Below are 22,965 nucleotides of genomic sequence, written 5' to 3'. Positions count from 1 at the left end.
CTTTAAAAAATAAATTAGAAAGTGAATACCATGCTGTTGTAGATGTTTATCATGGAATGATTGATTTAGATCAGATAAAACATGTACCCGATATTTTATTTTTAGATGTGATATTTGAAAATGGGACAGGTGTGGATTATGCGAAAAAGTTTAAAGAAAAGTTTGATTCACAAATTGTTTTTGTTTCAAGTAAAAGTAGTTTGATTTTTAAAACCCAAGGATTAAAGGCGTTATGCTTTATTAGAAAGAATCATCTTGATAATGACTTTAAAGTTTTTAAACAACTTTACGATGAAGAATGTAAAAATGAAATGAAATTGATTTTTGAACTGAATAAGGGAATGAATAAAAATCAAATGGCATATATAACATTAATGAGTGATGATATTATCTATGCAGAATGTTATGCTCATGAATTGATTATCCATACATATGAACATGAATATGCTGTTAAAATGACTTTGAAGAAATTTATGGAACAAGTAAAACAAGCACATTGTTTTATTCAAATACATAGAAGTTATGCAATTAATATGAAATATATTTATCGTATAGATAAAAATCATATTAATATGGTTAATGAAGAAAGTAAAAATGAATTAGAAATTGGTAGAAAATATAAAAAAGAAGTTAATGAGGCCTTTAGAAACTACTTGGTGGATAAATTTTAGATATCATGAAAAATCATGATATCTTTTTTTTGACATATAATACAACGGTGATGTTATGAAAAGAATTTTTCTTATAATGATTGCTTTTGGCGTGTGTTTCTTTGAGGTTCCTGTAGATGCTTATGAAAAATCTTTAAAAAATGTAAAAGTGGTGATTGATGCAGGACATGGGGGTTGTAGATAACGCAAGTGATGAAAACAACGAAAATACAAGGAGAAAGGCAACTGTTGTACCTATTAAAATAGAATATGTGTGAGAGGACAAGCCTTTCAGTAATGTAGACGTTCAGAAATGAGCGTCTATTTTTATACCCAAAATGAAAGGAACATTAGATTTTATGAAAAAGATGTTAAAACGATTGTGTACGGGCTTCTTAGCTCTTGCAACTGTCGTTACTGCTTTACCGACTACACCCGTCCATGCAGAAAGTAAGCAATACTGGACGGAAAGTGCAGAGCGTGTCGGTATCATTGAAAAAGTAATGAATGACGGTTCTATCGGTTCGACATTCAATGAGGGCTATATGAAAGTCGAGGGCGAAACTGCCTATTGTATCGACATTAACACAAACTTTAAGAACGGTTACAAGACCAGAGCTGACGCAAGCTCACGCATGAGTGCTGACCAGATTTCAGATGTGGCGTTATCCTTAGAGTATGTCAAACAGTATGGCGAAGCTCACAAGGAACTGAACTACAAACAAGTCTATCTGTTGGAACAATGTGTAGTCTGGCAGAGATTGAGCGTATATCTTGGCTGGCAATGCGACAACGTGCGAGCTTCTTATGATGAAATTCCAAAGGCAACGCAGGACGAAGTTTTCTCTGGTGCAAGAGCCTTTGTCAAAGAGAATAAAGGACGCTATGAATGTGGCGGTTATATCTACTCTGGCGAGGGGCAGGAATTGGGACAATTCTGGGCGAAACTCAATGTTGGAAATGCGAAACTTCAAAAGACTTCCAGTAATACCAGCATTACAGACGGTAACGGGAATTACTCTATCGCTGGTGCGACATACGGTGTCTTTGCTGATAAGGACTGCACGAAACAGCTTGCCACCCTTACGACTGATGAAAACGGAAATACAGATGTCGTAGAGGTAAAGGCTGACACAGTCTATATCAAGGAATTATCCGCACCAGCAGGATATAAGGTTGATACAAATATATATTCCTTAAAGGTTGAAGCTGGAAGGACAGCGACCTTGAACGTATCAGATACACCAAAGGTAACAGACACTTTGATTGAACTCTTCAAGATTGATATGGAAACACAGAAAGACAATCCGCAGGGGAACGCTTCTTTAGCAGGTGCGGAATTTACATGGAAATATTATGCAGGCTTCTATAACAAAGACAATCTTCCTGCCGAAACTACTCGTACATGGGTTACAAAGACAATCGCTGAAACAGACAGCGACGGGACAACCCACTACATCACAAAATTAGCGGACGCATACAAGGTATCTGGCGACAGCTTCTATATGCAGGACGGTAAAGCGGTTCTTCCACTTGGGACACTAACCGTTGAAGAAACAAGAGCTCCAAACGGCTACTTGTTAGACGGTGCATATATGCAGGCTGGCGATAAGTCCGAACAGATTAAGGGCTTATATGTAACACAGATTACCGAGGACGGCGACCTTGCCGTACTATCTGGAAGTAACCAGTTTTCCGTATCAGACAAGGTTATCCGTGGCGGTGTCAAAATTCAGAAACGAGATTTAGAAACGGGCGATACAAAGCCACAAGGAAGTGCTACCTTGAAAGATACTGCCTTTGACATCATTTCCTTAAATGATAATTCTGTTTTAGTTGAGGGCAAGCTATATAAGAAAAATGAAGTCGTAAAAACTATTCGTACAGATATTGAGGGTGTCGCTTCTACTTCTGCTGACCTCTTACCTTATGGAAAATTCCGTATCGTTGAAAGTGAAGCTCCCGACGGTTACTTAACTGACGGTGCAAAAACGATTGATTTTACAATCACAGAAAATGGAAAAATCGTGGACTTAACCGACGAAGCTCATTCTATCTACAATCAGATTAAGCGTGGAGATATTGAGGGTGTAAAAATCGGTGCAGGCACACATAAGCGTCTTGCTGATGTTCCTTTTAGGATCACAAGCAAGACAACGGGCGAAAATCATGTTGTGGTAACTGATGATAACGGGCAGTTTTCCACTTCTGCTGACTGGGCTTCTCATAAGCACAATACAAACGCAGGCAAGACCAGTGAGGACGGTGTGTGGTTTGGGACTTCTGAACCAGACGACAGCAAGGGGGCATTACCTTATGATACCTATATCATTGAAGAATTACGCTCTGATAGTAACAAAGGCTTTGAACTTATCCCACCTTTTGAAATCGTGGTATCAAGAAATAACCTTGTGATTGATTTAGGAACGCTAACTGATGAATACGAAAAAGAAATCTCTATTCATACCACAGCGACCAGCAAAGACGGCGAAAAGACTATCCTTGCAGGAAAAGAGGTTACAATCGTTGATACGGTCAAATTAGACGGACTTACAAAAGGCACAAAGTATCAGTTGAAAGGCTGGCAGATGTTAAAGGAAGAAAACGCCGAGCTTATCATTGACGGGAAACGTGTAGAAAACGATTATACCTTTGTCGCTGATGATGAAGAAATGAAAGTGGAAATTTCCTATACATTCAATGCGTCTGCTTTAGGTGGCAAAAACCTTGTTACCTTTGAAGAATTATATGATTTCAGCAATTCAGACGAACCCGTAAAAGTTGCAGAACACAAAGACATTGAGGACGACGGGCAAACAGTACTTATCACAGAGCGTATCATCAAGATACATACTACCGCTACCGATAAGGACGGCAATAAAGAGCTTAAAGCAGGAAAAGACGTTACAATCATTGATACCGTAACCTTAGAGGGCTTAGAAGTCGGTACACAGTACAAACTTGTGGGCTGGCAGATGTTGAAAGAAGAAAATGCAGAACTTCTTATCAATGGAAAACGTGTGGAAAGTGATTACACTTTTATTGCTGACAGCGAAACTATGAAAGTGGAAGTTGCTTTTACGTTTGACGCTACTTCTCTTGACGGCAAACAGCTTGTAACTTTTGAGGAATTATACGATTTAAGCAATCCAGACGAGCCGAAGAAAGTTACCGAGCATAAGGATATTGAGGATAAGGGACAGACGATTACTTTTAAGGAAAAGCCAGAAGAACCAGAGAAACCCGAAACACCACCGACACCGGAAAAGCCTAACAGACCTAGCGACAGTCCCAAAACGGGCGACAGTACAAATGTAATGGCATTTATCGTGATGTTGCTTGCGTCTGCTGGTGGACTGGCTGGAACATATCTTTACAAACGCCGTAAAATGAAGAAATCATAAGGCGGTAACGGTATGAGGAAAGAAAAATCACGCTCTCCGCCGAAGCTGTCAAACGGCAGGTTTTTGCTTATTCTGGCTTGTCTGCCTACAACCTGCAAGAACACGGATAGTCAAGGGTGCGTAAGCATTGATTTTACCCTTTACTATCTGGGGGATTGCTGGTACTTCCCAAACCGCCAGAATAAGAAATCACAATTAAAAAACTTATCAAATATAGAAAGAAACGAGGTAAAACAATATGGAAATGAAATATGTCGTGCCAGATATGACACAGTCTTTTGGAACTCTTGAATTTGCAGGCGAAAGCGAGCCAGTCTTTGAAAGAGATAAAAATAACCGCAGGGTCTTAGCCAGACGAAGCTATAACCTTTATTCTGACATACAGAAAGGCGAAAATGTTGTGGTGGAAATTCCTGTGCAGGCTGGCGAAAAGCATTTCAAGTATGAACAGAAAGTAAAACTTGTCAATCCGAAGTTATACGGCAGAGGTTACGCAATCGGGGATATGGGACATACCGATTATGTATTAGTTGCTGATGATATTGTAGCAGTTGAAGAAAAGTAAAGGAGTGAAGAATTTATGAGATTATCAAACGGGTTTGTTATTGACAAAGAGAAAACATTTGGAGAATTAAAGTTTACAGCGGTACGTGATGTGTTCTTGCAGAATGAGGACGGGACACCGAGTACCCAGCTTAAAAAGCGTATCTATGATTTGAAGTGCAGTCTGCACGGTGGAATTATCCCCGTGTCTGTACCGCCAGAAGTACCGTTAAGGGAATTTCCTTACAATGCAGTTGTGGAGCTTGTCAATCCAGTAGCCGATACGGTATCAAGAAAAACCTATACGGGTGCAGATGTGGACTGGTATGTAAAGGCAGAGGATATTGTGTTGAAGAATAAAGGCAACCAGAACGCAGGTAGCCCACAGAACCCTACACCGCAGGGACAGCCGAAGAAATAAAAGTGATGTATTTGTCTTAATTTTGATTGACACGAACAATGCGGAGTGATATATTTATCTCATAAAGATACAAAAACATCTCATTTGAAAGGAGAGATAAATATGTCAAAGAAACAAATTAAAAAAATTATTTTTATGGGGGTAGGGTGTGCTTTATTGCTTATTGTTGGTACAATCTACTCCCTATTATACAATGATGGACGCTGGGTCAAAAATATGGATATGTCGGAATATGTATTTTCTTACAAGGATATTCCTATGTTAGTAATTGGAGCTTTAATAGCACTATATGCTACCTATATAGTAATTATCTGCTTTAAAAATGTCTTTTCAAAAAACAGCAGGGAAAAACGATATTCAAGAACAATTTCTCCTTACTGGGGATTTTGTGGAATGTTTGGTTTTCTGGGGTTTGGCGGATTTTGGACATACTATAAATTTGGAGAAATATTTCCTTTTGCTTTTTTCATATTTTTTGGTTTTTTCAGTTTTTTCTTTGAAGGTAAACTTTCTCATATCTTAGAAGATGAGCTTTTTCAAGAAAATAAACGTAAGGCACAATTAGAAGCCTACAAGATAGGTTTTAAACTATTATTTGTAGTTATCTGGCTTATGGCAATAGGTATGTTTTCCCGTAATGTTGAGTGGTGTGCAATATTTATGCTGATTTCTGTTTCACTTATCTATGCTCTTGTTCTTTTTCTTAGCAACTATTTATTATATCGTTATGAAAAAAGGGAATAAATTATGGAAGCAAAGTTTGTATGTAATTTAAAAAAATATCGTGTAGCACAAGAATTAACACAAGAACAACTCGCTGACATTGTAGGTGTTCGTCGTGAAACTATTATGAGATTAGAAAAAGCACAATATAATCCGTCACTTAAATTGGCAATAGATATTTCAAGAGCTGTAAAAGCTCCGATAGAAGATATATTTATTTTTGAATAAAGACAGTTTAAAGCAGTTAGTCTTAGGATTGACTGCTTTTTTCGTACCCAGAAAGGAGTGATTGATTTATGCGTAAGATATGGAACAAAGGACACCGTATCAGAGCCAGCGACAAGCACCTTGTCTACCACTTTTCCATAGGAACGCTTCTGTTTATATTCGTGACGGTTCTCCTGTTACTGAATATGAAACAGCTCATGTGTACCGATTGGGAGCATTTCAGCTTGTTAGAGAACGGCTTGACGCTTTCCCCTTACAACTTCATAACCATACTGATAGCGACTGGTGTTTGTGCATTGGTCGCTTTTCTGTATTACCGCTTCTGTTATGACAGTTTCAAGAAGCTCCTGCACCGTCAAAAGCTGGCACGAATGATACTGGAAAATAAGTGGTATGAAGCCGATACCGTACAAGACAGCGGTTTTTTTACTGACCTGCAAAGCAGATCAAGAGAAAAAATCGTCTGGTTTCCAAAGATTTATTATCAAATGGAAAAGGGACTGCTTCATATCCGCTGTGAAATTACGCTGGGAAAATATCAAGACCAGCTTTTACGGTTAGAGGATAAATTGGAAAGTGGCTTGTATTGTGAGCTGACCGACAAAACCCTGCATGACGGCTATATCGAATATACCCTGCTTTATGATATGATAGCGAACCGCATTACCATTGATGAAGTACGGGCAGAAAACGGTTGTCTTAGATTGATGAAAAATCTTGTCTGGGAATATGACACACTCCCTCACGCTCTGATTGCTGGTGGGACTGGTGGTGGTAAAACTTATTTTCTGCTGACACTCATTGAAGCTCTACTGCATACCAACGCTGTCCTTTACATCTTAGACCCGAAAAATGCGGACTTAGCAGACTTGGGGACAGTTATGGGAAATGTGCATCATACCAAAGAAGAAATGATAGATTGCGTCAATGCCTTTTATGAGGGCATGGTACAGCGAAGTGAGGAAATGAAGCAACACCCGAACTATAAGACGGGTGAAAACTACGCCTATCTGGGATTGCCACCCTGCTTTCTTATCTTTGATGAATATGTGGCATTTTTTGAAATGCTGGGGACAAAAGAAAGCGTGAGTTTACTTAGCCAGTTAAAGAAAATCGTTATGTTAGGGCGACAAGCAGGTTATTTCCTTATCGTCGCCTGCCAGCGTCCAGACGCAAAGTATTTCTCGGACGGTATTAGAGATAACTTCAATTTCCGTGTGGGACTTGGACGTATCAGCGAATTAGGTTACGGTATGCTGTTTGGTTCAGATGTGAAAAAGCAGTTTTTCCAGAAGCGTATCAAAGGGCGTGGCTATTGTGATGTGGGAACAAGCGTTATCAGCGAATTTTACACGCCTTTAGTCCCAAAAGGACATGATTTTTTACAGACTATCGGCTCTCTTGCACAAGCAAGGCAGGACGGGACGGCGACGTGCGAAGCGAAAGGCGACGGCACGGACTAGCCGTTGCTGGAGTGGCGTCAGCCACGCCAGCAGGTAAAACCCCTCGGTATCTAACAGAGGGGTACGTTTGCAAATAGACAATAGACAAAAAACATAGGAAACATAAGGCTTCTGGCATGGTTTCCTAGTAAAAATCGGCTGTGAAGTCGCCTTAAAAAACTTCACACTTTACAGATTGGGGGTATGGTTCTGAATGAAGAACAATGGATAAAAGAATTACGGGAGAAACGGATTGCTTACGGTATCTCACAAGGCAGGCTGGCGGTGGCTTCTGGTATCACAAGGGAATATCTCAACAAGATAGAAAGTGGAAAAATGAAGCCGTCAAAGGAGCTTTTGGAAACTCTACATAAAGAACTGGCAAGGTTCAATCCAGAAGCACCGCTTACCATGCTGTTTGATTATGTAAAAATTCGTTTTCCCACGCTGGATATACAGCATATCATCAAAGACATATTAAAACTGAATATCAATTATATGCTCCATGAAGATTACGGACATTACAGTTATACGGAGCATTATTCTTTAGGGGACATCTTTATCTATACGTCGGCTGACGAAGAAAAAGGTGTCCTTTTAGAGTTAAAGGGGCGTGGTTGCAGACAGTTTGAAAGTTACCTGCTGGCACAGCAAAGAAGCTGGTATGACTTCCTCATGGACGCACTCGTAGACGGGGGCGTGATGAAGCGTATCGACCTTGCTATCAACGACCATACGGGCATTTTGGATATTCCAGAGCTTGCAGAAAAATGCAGGAAACGGGAATATATTGGAAAGTCCAGAAGTTATAAGTTCTACCAGTCGGGCGAGCTTATCAAGCACAGAGAGGACGACAGAGAATATATGGGGCGTACCCTTTATCTTGGTTCGCTGAAATCTGATGTGTATTTCTGTATCTATGAAAAGGACTATGAGCAGTACGTCAAGTTGGGGACACCTCTGGAAGAAGCCGACATTATCAACCGTTTTGAGATACGGCTTCGCAATGAACGTGCCTATTATGCAGTACGAGATTTGCTGACTTATTATGACGCAGAGCAGACCGCCTTTTCTATCATCAACCAGTATCACTACTTACGGTGTTTGAGAATTTAGAAGCACTTTATATTTGCAGGAACGTGATTACGGTTTATCCCGACTGCAAAAGCATGATAGATGTTGCAAGGCAAAAGCTGATGAACGACCCGACGTTCAAACATTTATCCGAGGACTGTCAAGAATACTACTTCGACTTTGAAGCCTATGCTTCTCACTTGCAGGAACACGGGAAATTTTTAGTAACAGAACACGGTATTTTTGAACTGCCAGAGTAGGAAATGAGGTGGTGCTTATGATTGATGATATGGCGGTTTACATTGCTAATCTTGGCAAATACAATGAGGGCTATTTAGTCGGTGCATGGTTCACATTTCCTATTGACGAGGAAGATGTAAAAGAAAAAATCGGCTTGAATGAACAGTATGAGGAATACGCTATCCATGATACCGACAACTTTCCTATTGCGATTGGCGAGTATGTTTCCATTGAAGAACTCAACGAGATGTATGAAATGATAGAGGAACTTCCCGACTATATCGTAGAGTGTCTGGACGAATTTATCAGCCACTTTGGGACGCTGGAAGAAGTCGTGGAACACAAGGACGATATTTATTATTATCCCGACTGTGAAACCATGACAGACGTTGCCTACTACTACATAGACGAATTGCAGGCACTTGGGGATATTCCACCCAGCTTGCAGAACTACATTGACTATGAAGCCTACGGGCGAGATTTGGATATGGGCGGTTGCTTCATTGAAACAAGCCGAGGTATGTGTGAGATACCATATTAACGCTGGAAGATCAGCGACAAGCATTGTTGCTACTGACAGCGTATTTCTCTTTTAAGGGACAGTCTGAAACATGGCTGTCCTTTTCTATTTTGAAAGGAGCTGAAAGAACTTGAAAAAGATTAAATCTTATACGGGTATCTGGAACGTGGAAAAAGTCTTGTATGCAATCAATGACTTTAACTTGCCCTTTCCCGTTACCTTTACACAGATTACATGGTTTGTGATTACGGAATTTATCATCATTCTGTTTGGGGATATTCCCCCACTTTCCATGATTGAGGGAGCAGTTCTCAAATACTTCGGTATTCCCGTTGCTCTCACTTGGTTTATGTCGCAGAAAACCTTTGACGGAAAGAAGCCGTACAGCTTTTTGAAATCACAGATAACTTATGCCCTGCGACCTAAAATCACTTATGCAGGAAAAGCCGTAAAACTGCATAAGCAGACCTTGAATGAAACAATCACGGCAGTAAGGAGTGTGAACTATGTTCCCGATAAAATATATTGACAATAACCTTGTCTGGAACAAGGACAATGAGGTGTTCGCTTACTATGAGCTGATACCGTATAATTATTCTTTCCTATCCGCAGAGCAGAAATTTATCGTGCATGACAGCTTTCGACAGCTTATCGCACAGTCCCGTGAGGGAAAAATTCATGCCTTGCAGATAGCCACGGAAAGCTCAATTCGCAGTATGCAGGAACAGTCAAAGAAACTGGTAACTGGAAAATTAAAGGAAGTTGCTTACCAGAAAATAGACGAACAGACCGAAGCGTTAGTATCTATGATTGGGGACAATCAAGTGGACTACCGCTTTTTTCTTGGCTTTAAGCTCATGGTTACGGAAGAACAGCTCAATCTGAAGAACATCAAAAAATCGGCGTGGCTGACGTTCACGGAATTTCTCCATGAAGTGAACCACACGCTGATGAATGATTTTGTTTCCATGCCGAATGATGAAATCAACCGCTACATGAAAATGGAAAAGTTACTGGAAAATAAAATCTCACGTCGTTTCAAGGTGCGTCGCTTGGAAATCAATGATTTTGGGTATCTCATGGAACATCTTTACGGCAGGGACGGTATCGCCTATGAAGATTATGAGTACCAGCTACCAAAGAAAAAATTGAACAAAGAAACGCTGATAAAATACTACGACCTTATCCGTCCGACAAGGTGTGTGATTGAAGAAAGCCAGCGGTATTTACGCTTGGAACATGAGGACAAGGAAAGTTATGTGTCCTATTTTACCGTCAATGCGATTGTCGGCGAGCTTGATTTCCCGTCGTCTGAAATCTTCTATTTCCAGCAACAGCAATTCACATTCCCCGTTGATACTTCTATGAATGTAGAAATCGTGGAAAATCGAAAAGCATTAACAACCGTCCGCAACAAGAAAAAGGAATTAAAAGACCTTGACAATCACGCCTATCAAGCAGGAAGTGAAACCAGCTCAAATGTGGTGGACGCATTAGACAGCGTGGACGAGCTGGAAACAGACTTAGACCAGAGCAAAGAAAGTATGTATAAGTTAAGCTACGTCATACGGGTGTCTGCACCCGATCTTGACGAGCTGAAACGCCGTTGTGATGAAGTCAAGGACTTTTACGACGACCTCAATGTAAAGCTGGTGCGTCCTGCTGGGGATATGCTGGGGCTTCATTCTGAATTTTTACCTGCCAGCAAGCGATATATCAATGACTATGTGCAGTATGTAAAATCAGATTTTTTAGCTGGGCTTGGCTTTGGAGCGACCCAGCAGTTAGGAGAAACTACGGGTATCTATATGGGCTATTCCGTTGATACGGGAAGAAATGTGTACCTGCAACCGTCTTTAGCTTCGCAGGGCGTAAAAGGCACAGTTACCAACGCTCTTGCGTCTGCTTTTGTTGGTTCGCTTGGCGGAGGGAAGTCGTTCTGCAACAATCTTCTTGTGTACTACTCTGTTCTCTTTGGGGGACAAGCGGTTATCTTAGACCCTAAAAGTGAGCGTGGAAACTGGAAAGAAACGCTCCCAGAGATAGCCCATGAGATAAACATTGTCAATCTCACAAGCGAAAAAGAAAATGCAGGACTTCTTGACCCGTTTGTGATTATGAAGAACGTAAAAGACGCTGAAAGTCTGGCAATCGACATCTTAACATTCCTTACGGGTATTTCCTCTAGGGACGGCGAAAAATTCCCCGTACTTCGTAAAGCGGTTCGTTCCGTTACCCAGAGCGACAGTCGGGGCTTGCTCCATGTGATAGACGAGCTTCGCCGTGAAGATACGCCTATATCAAGAAATATCGCAGACCATATCGACAGCTTCACGGACTACGATTTTGCACACCTGCTGTTTTCAGACGGTACGGTAGAAAATGCTATCAGTCTGGATAACCAGCTCAATATCATTCAAGTAGCTGACCTTGTACTGCCAGATAAGGACACGACCTTTGAGGAATACACGACTATTGAATTATTGTCGGTGTCCATGCTGATTGTGATTAGTACCTTTGCCCTTGATTTTATCCATTCGGACAGAAGTATTTTTAAGATTGTAGACCTTGACGAAGCGTGGGCGTTCTTAAATGTGGCACAAGGCGAAACCTTATCAAATAAGCTGGTTCGTGCTGGACGAGCTATGCAGGCAGGCGTTTATTTCGTTACACAATCTTCTGGCGACGTGTCAAAGGAAAGTCTGAAAAACAATATCGGTTTGAAGTTTGCCTTTAGAAGTACCGACTTGGGCGAGATAAAACAGACCTTAGAATTTTTCGGTATCGACAAGGACGACGAGAACAACCAGAAACGGCTTCGTGATTTAGAGAACGGACAATGCTTATTGCAGGACTTATACGGGCGTGTCGGTGTGGTGCAGATACACCCAGTTTTTGAAGAATTGCTACACGCCTTTGATACCAGACCGCCCGTACAGAGAAATGAGGTGGAGTGATGAAAGAAAGGATAAAAGGTGCGTTCACAAAAAAGAAGATTTTTCACTTTCTCAAAATGGCTCTGTTCGTGGTGGCACTTTCCCTTATCCTGCTTTCACTTCTGGGGACGGTGGCTCATGCGACGGGGCTTGTGGACGATACCATAAACGCAGAAAATCTGTATTCCAAATATCCGCTTTCCAACTACCAGCTTGATTTTTATGTAGATAATAGCTGGTCGTGGTTGCCGTGGAACTGGCTGGACGGTATCGGAAAATCAGTACAGTACGGGCTTTACTGCATTACCAACTTTGTCTGGACGATAAGCCTTTATTTAAGCAATGCCACGGGTTATGTGGTGCAGGAAGCCTATAAACTTGATTTTATTAACGATATGGCAGACAGTATCGGAAAAAGCATACAGACCCTTGCAGGCGTTACCGAGAATGGCTTTGGGAGTACGGGGTTTTATGTAGGTTCTCTATTACTGATAATTTTAATCATTGGTATTTATGTTGCCTATACGGGACTGATAAAAAGAGAAACCAGCAAAGCGGTTCAAGCGGTTATCAATTTTCTTGTGGTGTTCGTACTGTCCGCTTCCTTTATTGCTTACGCTCCCGACTACATCAAGAAGATAAATGAATTTTCATCAGACATCAGTACCGCTTCACTTGACTTGGGAACAAAAATCATGCTCCCAAACTCTGACAGCGAGGGCAAGGACAGCGTGGACTTGATACGGGACAGCTTATTTTCTATTCAAGTGGAACAGCCGTGGCTCTTACTTCAATTCGGTAACAGCAACGTAGAAGAAATCGGAACAGACCGTGTGGACGCTCTCGTATCGGCAAACCCAGAGGACGAGGACGGGAAAACCAGAGAAGAAGTCGTAAAAACGGAAATTGAGGACAATGACAACAACAATCTGACGATACCGCAGGTCGTGAACCGTTTAGGTATGGTGTTCTTCCTATTCATTTTTAATATAGGTATCACAATCTTTGTATTTTTACTGACGGGGATAATGATGTTAAGCCAGATACTTTTTATTATCTTCGCTATGTTTTTACCTATCAGTTTTCTTCTTTCCATGATACCTAGTCAGGAAAATCTGGCAAAGCAGGCAATCGTGAGGGTGTTTAATACCATAATGACACGGGCAGGAATAACGCTCATTGTAACGGTGGCGTTCAGTATTTCCAGTATGTTTTATAACATCTCCAAAGAGTACCCGTTTTTTATGGTGGCGTTCTTACAGATAGTGTGTTTTGCAGGTATCTTTATCAAGCTGGGCGACTTAATGAGTATGTTCTCACTTAATGCTGGCGACAGTCAAAATATGGGACGCAGGATATTCCGCAGACCATATCTGTTTATGCGACATAGAGCTAGGCGTATGGAAAGACGGCTTGCTGGTGCGGTTACTGCTGGCGGTGTTGCTGGTGCGGTGGCAGGTAGCACGATTTCAAACAGAAAACCGACAAGGAACACAGCCACAAAAGACAGTCGGGGCAAAAGGCATTGTCCGTAATTATCGCAAAGAATTAAAGCGACGAAGAAATAAGGAAATTTCCTATTGTGAACTTCCAGAAATCGTCGTGGAAAAGCTGGCAGTCTGGGACGAATACGAAAGCGATTATACCGCCTTTGATGTATGTGGTATTGAGGTTCGTGTCCTTGATGATGATTTAGCAGAAGCGATTAAGTATCTGTCTGAAAAAGATAGAGAAATCTTGTTGATGTATTTCTTCTTAGGCATGAGCGATACAGAAATCGGCGACAGATTAAAGATTAACCGTTCAACGTCGTTCCGCAGTAGGAAGAACTCACTTGAAGAAATCAAGAAAAAGTTAAAGGAGAACATGAATGATGAATAACACACGCCCGTCATTTTACCTTATCTCGTCGGCTGTGGACGGCAACGTAAATTCGATTGAAAAGATACTGGCATTTTATGACCCGTACATATCAAAATGTTGTTTGCGTCCATTCTATGACAGATATGGTAATGTCTGCATAGTCGTAGACATGGAATTAAAGGGACGTATCAGAGAAGCACTTATCAAAATGATTTTGGACTTTGATATTTCTTTAGAAACCGAAGAATAACAAGCAGTAACCGCAGAGCATGATTTGTTCAATCCCCTCTTTCCTGCTCTGCCCCTGCTTTTACATGAAAGCAACACGCTTTCGCCACAGCTCTTTGACAACTGAATAAAGCAGACAGATACGTTTGTGAGATAGCGAGCCACGGGGACTGTACGCCACGACCTTTTCAAAAGAAAGCGAGCGACCCACGCAGTGATCCGAGAGCGACTGTTGGAAAAGTCGTTTTGCCACGACCTATCCTCACAGGATAATGATACGTCCGCATGGTGCGGTTCTGCCCACAAGAATGGGAATAGTTGAGATACTAATGGAGCTTTCCAAAGCCGTCTGTCTGCTTCTGTAACATTGTGAAAAATACGCATATTGGATAAGCCTATGTGCGTATGTTGAGAATAGATAGCTGACTAAGGGGGCTGATAACTTGGCTAAAAAAGAACCTGCACAATATATCGTAGAACGGGAATTTTTAGGTAAATTTTCCGTAGAGGAATTGCTTGTCCGTATCGTGAAATCTCATGTAAAAAAAGGAATATCAAGAGGGTAAAACCCTTGAAAACAATGGAAAGAAGCCGTACTTTATGGTATAATATTATCATAGGTACGGCAGTTGAATAGGTGGAAAAATGATTTATCAAAAAGGTTCAAACTTATTTAACGTGGCTATTTATATCAGATTATCACGAGAGGACGGAGATAAGGAAGAAAGCGATAGTGTAGGAAATCAGAGAAAACTTTTAACAGAATATGTGAACAAGCATGATGACTTTATCTTATATGATGTTTATATTGATGACGGTTTTACGGGAACGAATTTTAATAGACCAGACTTTCATAGAATGATTGCTGACATTGAAGATAACAAGGTAAATTGTGTTGTTGTAAAAGACCTTTCCCGTTTCGGACGAGATTACATTGATACGGGGCGATATTTGGAAAGAATATTTCCAGAGCTTAATGTTCGTTTTATTTCTGTAACAGATAATATTGATAGTATGAAGCAGGCATACGATATGTTACTTCCTATTAAAAATATATTCAACGAACAGTATGCCAGAGATATTTCTAATAAAATTCAAGCGACTGTAAAATCAAAGCAGAAAGCAGGAGAATTTATCGGAGCTTTTACAAGTTATGGTTATAAGAAATCTCCTGCAAATAAAAATAAACTTGTGATTGATGAATATGCGTCCGAAGTTGTAAAAAGAGTATTTACTATGTATGCACAAGGAATAGGAAAACAAAGCATTGCAAAAATACTAAATGCAGAGGGTATCCTTTGTCCGTCGGAATATAAAAAGCTCAACGGCGAAAATTACAAAAATTGCAATCGTTTAGAGAAAACTTCTTATTGGACGTATTCCACGATTAAAGTGATGTTACAAAATGAGCTTTATATTGGAAACATGGTGCAAGGAAAGAAACATCAACGTATGAGAAGCAAACAGCGTCCAGTTGAGAAAGAAAACTGGATAAGGGTTGAAAATACACATGAACCGATTATAGACCGTCAACTGTGGGATAAGGTACAAAAACTGCTGACGAAAAAGCATAGGGATATTGATTTAGAAACAAATAAAAATATCTTTGCAGGTTTTATCAAGTGTGGCGATTGTGGTCGGGCAATGATGAAAAATTTCTGGCGACGTGCTGACGGAAGTAAGTCCTATTCATTCTATTGTGGAACTTACAAAAGAAGTGGAAAAGATTATTGCACTCCGCACACGCTCCCGTTTCAAGTATTGAATGATATTGTGCTGGGAGATTTAAAGCAGATTATCCGCAATGTAGAGAACTTGCAGGAACTTGTAAAATCACAATCTTTCACAGCAACAAAGATCAGAAAATCAACAGACATAGAACTGACAAAGTTAAAAGCAGAGCTTGAAAGAGTGAAGAAGCTGAAAAAGTCAATTTATGAAGATTACAAAGACGAACTGATTTCTAAAGAAGAATTTCTTTCTTATCGAGAGGACTATCAACAAAAAGAAACGCTTTACTCCAAACAGATTGAAATGCTGGAAGAAAAGAAAAAGGAAAGTGTAACAGAAGATGTTTTTGAAACACCGTGGTTAAGGCGGTTGTTGGAACTGAAAGACATTGAAGAATTAGACAGAGATATTATTGTGGAAATGATAGACCATATAACAGTTTATGAAAACCGCAAACTTAAAATCTCATACAACTTCGGAAATGAACTGGAACATTTATTTTCAAGCGTTTACTGTGAGGACTTGGAGAAAAAGGCTATCTAATCTCAATACATTTCTAACTCCCCATATATACTGGGGAATACATATCACAATTTGCGTAAACTACAACCAGCACATGGTGGTTTTGATAATGGAGCTATTGAATATGGTTATTATGAAGATAATATTAATTTAGAAATTGCTTTGAAAATGAAAGATGAATTAGAAAAAAGTGGAGCTAAAGTCTATTTAACAAGAGATGGTGATTATGATATGACGAAAAGAAATCATCATTATTCTAAACAAGATGATATGTATTTAAGGGTCAAGAAGATAGATAGCTATAAATGTGATTATTTATTAAGTATTCACCAAAATGCTTCTGGTAATAGAAGTGCATGGGGGTCACAAGTTTTTTATTATTATAGAAGCAAACAAGGAAAAGCATTAGCTTTTGATATTGATCAAAGTTTAAAACAGTTAACAAATAGTAGAAAACCAATTAGTGGATGTGGTTTTAGAGTTTTAAGAGCTACTAAGACATTAGGAGTTCTAATTGAGTGTGGCTTTTTATCAAATTATAATGAATGTGGGCAACTAAGAAGCAAAAATTATCAAAAAAAACTATGTCAAAAGGTAAAAGAAGGGCTCATTAAATATCATTTAAGAATAATGACTCAAAAAAAGAAAAAAACAGCAAAAATTTTACAATAAAAAAGCGTTGATTTTATCAATGTATTTTTATTTTTTTAAAAAAATGTAAAAAAATATACGAAAAACTGTTGACGTATTCTTGTATGCATGGTATATTATATGGGCAGTTGATTGATGGGCCTGTAGCTCAGTTGGTTAGAGCGCACCCCTGATAAGGGTGAGGTCGATGGTTCAAATCCATTCAGGCCCACCATTAATTAATTGTTTTATATAGATGTGGGCCTGTAGCTCAGTTGGTTAGAGCGCACCCCTGATAAGGGTGAGGTCGATGGTTCAAATCCATTCAGGCCCACCATTTTAACAAATGAAATGGTGGAAAAAGTAAATATTAAATTGGGGCCATAGCTCAGCTGGGAGAGCACCTGCCTTGCACGCAGGGGGTCAGCGGTTCGATCCCGCTTGGCTCCACCAATAAATAAACTAACTGCTTCGGCAGTTTTTTTGTTGTAAAAAAATAAATATACTCTATAATCCAATTGAGGGGGTAAAATATGGCACAAAGTAGAGGAAAAGGAAATTATGTAATCAATACTTTTAATGGAATGGCTTATGGCTTTTTTGCAAGTTTGATTATTGGAACAATATTAAAACAATTAGGAACATTAGTTCATGTTGAACAACTTGTAACCTGGGGGACAGTAGCAGGTTATTTAATGGGACCGGCCATTGGAATTGGTATGGGCTATGCAATTGATGCAAAAGGACTTAATTTGATTTCTGCGGTTATTGCAGGAGCAATAGGAGCTGGAACATTTAATAATGGTGTTCAAGCGGGTAATCCAATTTCAACTTATGTAGCAGTTTTAGCGGCTATTGAGGTAACAAGACTTATTCAAGGGAAAACACCGATTGATATTTTACTTGTTCCTTTTGTTTCTATCTGTATAGCAGGTTTGGTAACGCAATTTGTAGGACCTTATCTTACACAAATGATTACTTGGATTGGAAGCGTTATTAATGATGGGGTTTCTTTACAACCTTTATTTATGTCAATTGTTGTAGGGGTGTTAATGGGAATGGCATTAACGGCACCAATTTCTTCAGCTGCTATTGGTATTATGTTAGGACTTGATGGTTTAGCGGCAGGGGCAGCACTTGCAGGGTGTTGCGCACAAATGATTGGTTTTGCGATGATGTCTATTGAAGACAATGATATTGGTGATGTTATTGCTATTGGAATTGGAACAAGTATGTTACAGTTTAAAAATATTATTAGAAGACCGGTTATTTGGTTACCTACAATTTTAACAACGATTATTACAGCACCTATTTCAACGGTCTTACTTCATATTCGTTGCAGTGCAATTGGCTCAGGAATGGGAACAGCAGGACTTGTAGGTTTATTGGATGCGATTCAAGTAATGGGAAATCAGTATTGGATACCACTTATTTTGATAGATGTGATTGCTCCAGCAATTTTAACATTTAGTTTTTACAAAGCTTTTAGAAAATTGAATTACATAAGAAAAGGAGATTTAAAGATTGAACGTCTTTAATCTCCTTTTTCTTTATTTAAATAAATCAATAATATCTGCAGTAGACATTTGGGTAATAGAACCATTATTGTTTTCAATAAACATATTCGATAAATCTTGTTTTTGTTCTTGAAGTTTTTGAATCTTTTCTTCAATTGAATTTTTCATAATCAATTTATAAACTTGAACATTATTTGTTTGTCCAATACGATAAGCTCTATCTGTTGCTTGATTTTGTGCAGACATATTCCACCATGGATCATAGTGAATAACGGTAGAAGCACTTGTTAAGTTAAGACCAGTACCACCTGCTTTTAAACTGATTAAAAAGACAGTTGTTTGATCGTTTTGGAAGGCATTAACAAGTTGATGCCTTTTGATTTTTGTTGTTGAACCAGTTAAAACATAATAAGAAATATCTTTTTTACGTAATTCAGCTTCGATTAAATCTAATGATTTAGTAAAAGAAGAGAATAGTAAGACTTTTTGATTATTTTCTTTTGCTGTTTCAATAATATCCATACAAGCTTTAAGTTTAGAACTTGGTTCAATAATATCTTTATATAAAATACGTTGATCACAACATAATTGACGAAGTCTTGTCATCATTGCAAGGATTTGGATCTTATCAATATGATTTACCTGAATAGCACTTTGTAATTCACTATTAATTGTTGATAAGTTAGCAAGATATACTTTTTCTTCCTCTGGTGTAAAAGGAATAATGACATTGTTTTCAATCTTGTCTGGTAATTCTGTTAAAACATCTTTCTTTGTTCTTCTTAAAATAAATGGTTCAACTAATTGCTTAAGTTTTGCTTGTTTTTGTTGGTCTTCATTTTTTATGATTGGTATTTCGTAAGTTTCTTTGAAATGATGATAATTATATAAATATTGAGGCATCAAGAAATCAAAGATTGACCATAATTCTGCTAAACTATTTTCAATTGGAGTACCTGTTAAAGCGAAACGATATTTACCATTAATTAATTTAACAGTTTGGGCATTCTTTGTACTTTGATTTTTGATATATTGAGCTTCATCTAAAATAAAATAATAGAATTGATAATCTTTATATAATTCATAATCTCTACGAATATAATCATATGAAGTAATAACAACATCATATTCTGGAATGCTTTCAATTAATTTCTTTCTTTGAGCAATATTTCCAGTAATACAAACTGTTTTCAATTTCTTTGAGAATTTTTTGATTTCATCTTGCCAGTTATAAATCAAGGTTGCAGGAGCAACAACGAGACTGACATGATTTTCACCGATACCATCTTCAATCAATGTCATGACTTGTAATGTTTTACCAAGCCCCATATCATCAGCTAAGATACCACCGAAGCCATATTCTGACATTGTTTTTAACCATTTAAATCCTTGAACTTGATAGTCTCTTAAAATCTTAGAATAATTTTGTGGAACTTGAATATCTTCAGGATCTTTTTCTTCAATATGAGAAATCAAGTCTTGGAAATGTTGATCTCTGTTGAAATGTAATGATGAACTGTTCATAAAGTTTTCTAAATAAAGTGAATGATATTTATCAACTTCAACTTCACCATCTTTTAAATCGTTATATTCAATATTTAAATCATTAAACAATAAATCTAAATCTTTGATACTATCATCATCTAAATTAATAAATTCCCCATTTTTTAAACGATGATAATTCTTTTTGTGTTGATAAGCATATAAAATATCTTTAATTTCTTCTTTATCAACGTTGATACTATTAATATCGATTTTTAATAAATCATTTTGTAAACGAACACCGATATTTAATTTCATATTTTTAGGTTTATTCATTTGTTTGATTTCTTCACTAATATAAATTTCACAATCATTATTAAGTGAAGGTAAAACACGAGTAATGAAATCATAAATATCTTCTTCATTATAAAGATAATACATTTGTGTGATTTCATCATATTCTAGGTATTTTTGTAGTGTTTGAATAACGCCATCTAATTTTAATGGAAGTACTAGATCTTTAGGGTTTTCTAAGATTGTATTTCCTTGATCATCTCGATAATCTAATGTAACAGATAATTCGTTGTTGTTATTTAAATCGACATAAATTAATAAAGAAATATCCATAGGTAGATATTCATCGATATCATCTCCTGTAAATTCGACATAAGGAACAACAGAATCAATGATATATTTAGAAAAACGTGGTAATTCGTTATTTGGAATTGTAAGTGAATTATTTTCTAAATGTGTAAGTAAAGGTCTTAGCGCATCACTACATTCTTTTGAATATCTATTAAGGGTATAGTGATCGAAATAATAGATATATTGATGACCGATGATAGTAATACCATCAGGTTCTTTGTATTTGATAGTTGTGTAATCTTCATCTTTTTGGATTTCTAAAATGAAGTTTTGTAAATCAATTGTTGTAAAGTTAATGTTGATATCTAAATTATCATAATGTGTTAGAAAAAAATCATCAATATTGTCTGATGTGATTCTAATACTACGATCATCATCTTTTAAATGAAAATATTCTTTAATAAAACGAATTTGTTTTAATGAAGAACTATCAAAGGCTTTAGAGTTATGATCGGTAACTAAAGCATTTCCATATTCAACAATTTCGTTTGCTTTTACATTTTGAATAAAAGTATTTAAATTTTTAATTGTATAACTTCTATCGCTAGCAATCTTATAAGATAAACTTAATCGATTAAAAGTACTTTTTACTTGTGGTATTAAATGAATGTGTTGATTAAGTTGTAATTGATGTAAACGATGTTGATTTTTATATTGTTCAATTAATGAAAAAGTTAAATTAGCTTGTTCTTTTAAATGTGCGGCTTCTTTTTTTGCTTGAAGTGCTTGTAATTGATCAGCGTAATTTCCTTTTTGATTGAAAGAATAAGGTAAATCACTTGCTTCAAGACCGTAAAATTTTAATAAAATAGCACCTATATGTCCACATGCCAGTTCATTAGGCTTACAGTGATTACAATCACAGTTAAATTCGAGGATATGTCCTCCTGTATCAACTTGAATTGTAGCAGTATCAATTTTACCATTAACATTAGTACTTCCTACGATTTGGTAAATTTGACCATCTTTAATAACAGACATGTTAGATATTGTATTATGTTGAAATAAGTTATGAGCTACTTTCCAATTGGGCTCATTAAAATACTTATTAATTTCATCATCTTTAATATACATAAGTAGTCCCTCCCATTTAGCTATTATAACATTATTTTTCTAAAATGATGAGATAGAGATACGCATTTTTTTGTTTTTTTAAAAATAGGATTGTTTCCAATCCTATTTCAAAACTGCTTTATAAACACGTAAGACATTTTTATAAAAAATCTTTTCAATTTCTTCAATAGATAATCCAGCTTCAATTAAAGCACCATATAACATTTGATAACCACTTGCATCCTTCATTTCAAGCTTGGATCCAATACCATCAAAGTCACTTCCTAAACCAATACAATCAATACCTGCAAGATTTTTGATATATAAAATATGTTGAACCATATCCTTAACATAACTTGTTTGATGAGTACCTTCGGTAGTTAAAAAATCACTACAGAAGTTGATTCCCATAACACCTCCACGACTAGCAAGTTTTAAAATCATGTCATCTGACATATTTCTAGCGACACCACATACTTGACGAGCGTTACTATGAGAGGCAACGAAAGGTTTTGTTGTATGATGATAAACATCATAAAATCCAGCATCACTTAAATGAGAAACGTCAATAATGATTCCTAAACGTTCCATTTCTTTAATATATTGTAAACCAAAAGGTGTTAAACCATCGTGATCATTGATTTTAAACATATCTTCATAACAAGAAATATTAGAAAGGTTAGGGTGTCCAATGCCATTTACATGATTCCATGTCAAAGTAATCATTCTAACGCCTAATCTATAATAATGTTCAAGTAGTGATAAATCATTTTCTACAACAGCACCTTCTTCTAATGTTAGAAGAGAAGACATGATACCTGCTTGTTGATGATCAATAATATCTTGATAACAAAAGACAGGTTTAATGAGTTCAGGATATTTTTCTATTTCATGATAATAATAGTTAATGAGTTGATTTGCTTTTAAAAAAGGTTGAGGATTTTCACTTAAATCGACAAACATCGCAAAGTTTTGAAGTAAATAATCTCCTTTTTGCATTTTCTTTAAATCAATATGACCGTCATTTTCTAATAAAGAACCTTCTTTACCGTGATGTAAATCATCATAAAGTTTTAAAATGGTGTCACAATGCATATCAACAACTTTCATCAT

At 37.5% G+C, this 22,965-nt stretch carries 19 protein-coding genes, 3 tRNA genes and 3 pseudogenes; 23 read left to right on the top strand and 2 right to left on the bottom strand.

Translation table 11 applies throughout. The features are described 5' to 3' along the window. The 23 genes and pseudogenes from OCV55_RS12085 to OCV55_RS11975 form a co-directional block, all read left to right on the top strand. On the top strand, positions 1-671 hold a 671-nt coding region (locus tag OCV55_RS12085; protein ID WP_267309933.1), incomplete at its 5' end, for a LytR/AlgR family response regulator transcription factor. Positions 672-726: 55 nt separating this feature from the next. Next, positions 727-855: a hypothetical protein gene (locus OCV55_RS12080; protein ID WP_267309932.1), complete on the top strand. Its 129-nt coding sequence runs from the start codon at positions 727-729 to the stop codon at positions 853-855. 154 nt (positions 856-1,009) lie between these two features. After that, on the top strand, positions 1,010-4,054 hold the full coding sequence (locus OCV55_RS12075) for an SrtB-anchored collagen-binding adhesin (RefSeq protein ID WP_055171230.1): 3,045 nt from the start codon (positions 1,010-1,012) through the stop codon (positions 4,052-4,054). 238 nt (positions 4,055-4,292) lie between these two features. Then, positions 4,293-4,619, top strand: coding sequence for a YdcP family protein (locus tag OCV55_RS12070; RefSeq protein WP_027089109.1), 327 nt, complete (start codon positions 4,293-4,295; stop codon positions 4,617-4,619). A 15-nt stretch (positions 4,620-4,634) separates the two neighbouring features. Continuing rightward, positions 4,635-5,018, top strand: coding sequence for a YdcP family protein (locus tag OCV55_RS12065; RefSeq protein ID WP_027089108.1), 384 nt, complete (start codon positions 4,635-4,637; stop codon positions 5,016-5,018). A 102-nt stretch (positions 5,019-5,120) separates the two neighbouring features. Next, entirely contained in the window at positions 5,121-5,762 is a 642-nt protein-coding gene (locus OCV55_RS12060) for a DUF3796 domain-containing protein (RefSeq protein WP_055171228.1), read from the top strand. Positions 5,763-5,765: 3 nt separating this feature from the next. Next, positions 5,766-5,969 (top strand): helix-turn-helix transcriptional regulator, encoded by a 204-nt coding sequence (locus OCV55_RS12055; protein ID WP_008787613.1) that lies wholly within the window; start codon positions 5,766-5,768, stop codon positions 5,967-5,969. 68 nt (positions 5,970-6,037) lie between these two features. Beyond that, on the top strand, positions 6,038-7,432 hold the full coding sequence (locus OCV55_RS12050; protein WP_055268345.1) for an FtsK/SpoIIIE domain-containing protein: 1,395 nt from the start codon (positions 6,038-6,040) through the stop codon (positions 7,430-7,432). A 183-nt stretch (positions 7,433-7,615) separates the two neighbouring features. Further along, a pseudogene (locus tag OCV55_RS12045) lies at positions 7,616-8,500 on the top strand (replication initiation factor domain-containing protein); the annotation flags it as partial. Then, positions 8,500-8,745, top strand: a pseudogene (locus OCV55_RS12040) (antirestriction protein ArdA); the annotation flags it as partial. The pseudogenes OCV55_RS12045 and OCV55_RS12040, both read left to right, overlap by 1 nt. A 17-nt stretch (positions 8,746-8,762) precedes the next feature. Continuing rightward, complete coding sequence (locus OCV55_RS12035; RefSeq protein WP_021379649.1) at positions 8,763-9,266, top strand: antirestriction protein ArdA; 504 nt, start codon at positions 8,763-8,765, stop codon at positions 9,264-9,266. A 109-nt stretch (positions 9,267-9,375) separates the two neighbouring features. Further along, on the top strand, positions 9,376-9,774 hold the full coding sequence (locus tag OCV55_RS12030) for a conjugal transfer protein (protein WP_147580736.1): 399 nt from the start codon (positions 9,376-9,378) through the stop codon (positions 9,772-9,774). Then, positions 9,752-12,202, top strand: a complete 2,451-nt coding sequence (gene tcpF / locus OCV55_RS12025; RefSeq protein WP_055268451.1) for a conjugal transfer ATPase TcpF — start codon at positions 9,752-9,754, stop codon at positions 12,200-12,202. Before OCV55_RS12030 ends, tcpF begins: the two co-directional genes overlap by 23 nt. Then, positions 12,202-13,698 (top strand): annotated as a pseudogene (locus OCV55_RS12020) (CD3337/EF1877 family mobilome membrane protein); the annotation flags it as partial. The gene tcpF and the pseudogene OCV55_RS12020, both read left to right, overlap by 1 nt. Positions 13,699-13,783: 85 nt before the next feature. Then, entirely contained in the window at positions 13,784-14,062 is a 279-nt protein-coding gene (locus OCV55_RS12015) for a sigma factor-like helix-turn-helix DNA-binding protein (RefSeq protein ID WP_437127971.1), read from the top strand. Next, positions 14,052-14,294: a helix-turn-helix domain-containing protein gene (locus OCV55_RS12010; protein WP_082426297.1), complete on the top strand. Its 243-nt coding sequence runs from the start codon at positions 14,052-14,054 to the stop codon at positions 14,292-14,294. Before OCV55_RS12015 ends, OCV55_RS12010 begins: the two co-directional genes overlap by 11 nt. 421 nt (positions 14,295-14,715) lie before the next feature. Then, complete coding sequence (locus OCV55_RS12005; protein WP_267309931.1) at positions 14,716-14,838, top strand: hypothetical protein; 123 nt, start codon at positions 14,716-14,718, stop codon at positions 14,836-14,838. 79 nt (positions 14,839-14,917) lie between these two features. Beyond that, positions 14,918-16,546: a recombinase family protein gene (locus OCV55_RS12000; protein ID WP_147580734.1), complete on the top strand. Its 1,629-nt coding sequence runs from the start codon at positions 14,918-14,920 to the stop codon at positions 16,544-16,546. 51 nt (positions 16,547-16,597) lie between these two features. Further along, complete coding sequence (locus tag OCV55_RS11995) at positions 16,598-17,197, top strand: N-acetylmuramoyl-L-alanine amidase family protein (protein ID WP_267309930.1); 600 nt, start codon at positions 16,598-16,600, stop codon at positions 17,195-17,197. A 116-nt stretch (positions 17,198-17,313) separates the two neighbouring features. Then, positions 17,314-17,390 (top strand) — tRNA-Ile (locus OCV55_RS11990). 25 nt (positions 17,391-17,415) lie between these two features. Further along, positions 17,416-17,492 (top strand) — tRNA-Ile (locus OCV55_RS11985). A 40-nt stretch (positions 17,493-17,532) separates the two neighbouring features. Further along, positions 17,533-17,608: transfer RNA gene (locus OCV55_RS11980), tRNA-Ala, on the top strand. Positions 17,609-17,688: 80 nt separating this feature from the next. After that, positions 17,689-18,693: a PTS transporter subunit IIC gene (locus tag OCV55_RS11975; RefSeq protein ID WP_147580732.1), complete on the top strand. Its 1,005-nt coding sequence runs from the start codon at positions 17,689-17,691 to the stop codon at positions 18,691-18,693. Between the two features lie 12 nt (positions 18,694-18,705). Here the strand turns inward: OCV55_RS11975 and OCV55_RS11970 are convergent, their stop codons facing one another. Next, positions 18,706-21,873: a DEAD/DEAH box helicase gene (locus tag OCV55_RS11970; RefSeq protein WP_147580731.1), complete on the bottom strand. Its 3,168-nt coding sequence runs from the start codon at positions 21,871-21,873 to the stop codon at positions 18,706-18,708. 102 nt (positions 21,874-21,975) lie between these two features. Next, the gene (locus tag OCV55_RS11965; protein WP_147580739.1) at positions 21,976-22,962 is read right to left on the bottom strand and encodes a dipeptidase; all 987 of its coding nucleotides are present in this window, start codon (positions 22,960-22,962) and stop codon (positions 21,976-21,978) included. Positions 22,963-22,965 lie beyond the last annotated feature (3 nt).

The sequence above is a fragment of the [Clostridium] ammoniilyticum genome, from assembly GCF_025566905.1.
Taxonomy (GTDB): domain Bacteria; phylum Bacillota_I; class Bacilli_A; order Erysipelotrichales; family Coprobacillaceae; genus Faecalibacillus; species Faecalibacillus intestinalis.
The sequence above is the reverse complement of the archived record's forward strand: the minus strand, read 5'-3'. Positions and strand labels throughout refer to the sequence as shown.

Coding starts and splice junctions, on each gene's coding strand:
- tcpF (WP_055268451.1), top strand. CDS start 9,752: ATGTTCCCGATAAAATATATTGACAATAACCTTGTCTGGAACAAGGAC.
- OCV55_RS12050 (WP_055268345.1), top strand. CDS start 6,038: ATGCGTAAGATATGGAACAAAGGACACCGTATCAGAGCCAGCGACAAG.
- OCV55_RS11970 (WP_147580731.1), bottom strand. CDS start 21,873: ATGTATATTAAAGATGATGAAATTAATAAGTATTTTAATGAGCCCAAT.
- OCV55_RS12065 (WP_027089108.1), top strand. CDS start 4,635: ATGAGATTATCAAACGGGTTTGTTATTGACAAAGAGAAAACATTTGGA.
- OCV55_RS12035 (WP_021379649.1), top strand. CDS start 8,763: ATGATTGATGATATGGCGGTTTACATTGCTAATCTTGGCAAATACAAT.
- OCV55_RS11975 (WP_147580732.1), top strand. CDS start 17,689: ATGGCACAAAGTAGAGGAAAAGGAAATTATGTAATCAATACTTTTAAT.
- OCV55_RS12010 (WP_082426297.1), top strand. CDS start 14,052: ATGATGAATAACACACGCCCGTCATTTTACCTTATCTCGTCGGCTGTG.
- OCV55_RS12000 (WP_147580734.1), top strand. CDS start 14,918: ATGATTTATCAAAAAGGTTCAAACTTATTTAACGTGGCTATTTATATC.
- OCV55_RS12070 (WP_027089109.1), top strand. CDS start 4,293: ATGGAAATGAAATATGTCGTGCCAGATATGACACAGTCTTTTGGAACT.
- OCV55_RS12080 (WP_267309932.1), top strand. CDS start 727: ATGAAAAGAATTTTTCTTATAATGATTGCTTTTGGCGTGTGTTTCTTT.
- OCV55_RS12075 (WP_055171230.1), top strand. CDS start 1,010: ATGAAAAAGATGTTAAAACGATTGTGTACGGGCTTCTTAGCTCTTGCA.
- OCV55_RS11965 (WP_147580739.1), bottom strand. CDS start 22,962: ATGAAAGTTGTTGATATGCATTGTGACACCATTTTAAAACTTTATGAT.
- OCV55_RS12060 (WP_055171228.1), top strand. CDS start 5,121: ATGTCAAAGAAACAAATTAAAAAAATTATTTTTATGGGGGTAGGGTGT.
- OCV55_RS12055 (WP_008787613.1), top strand. CDS start 5,766: ATGGAAGCAAAGTTTGTATGTAATTTAAAAAAATATCGTGTAGCACAA.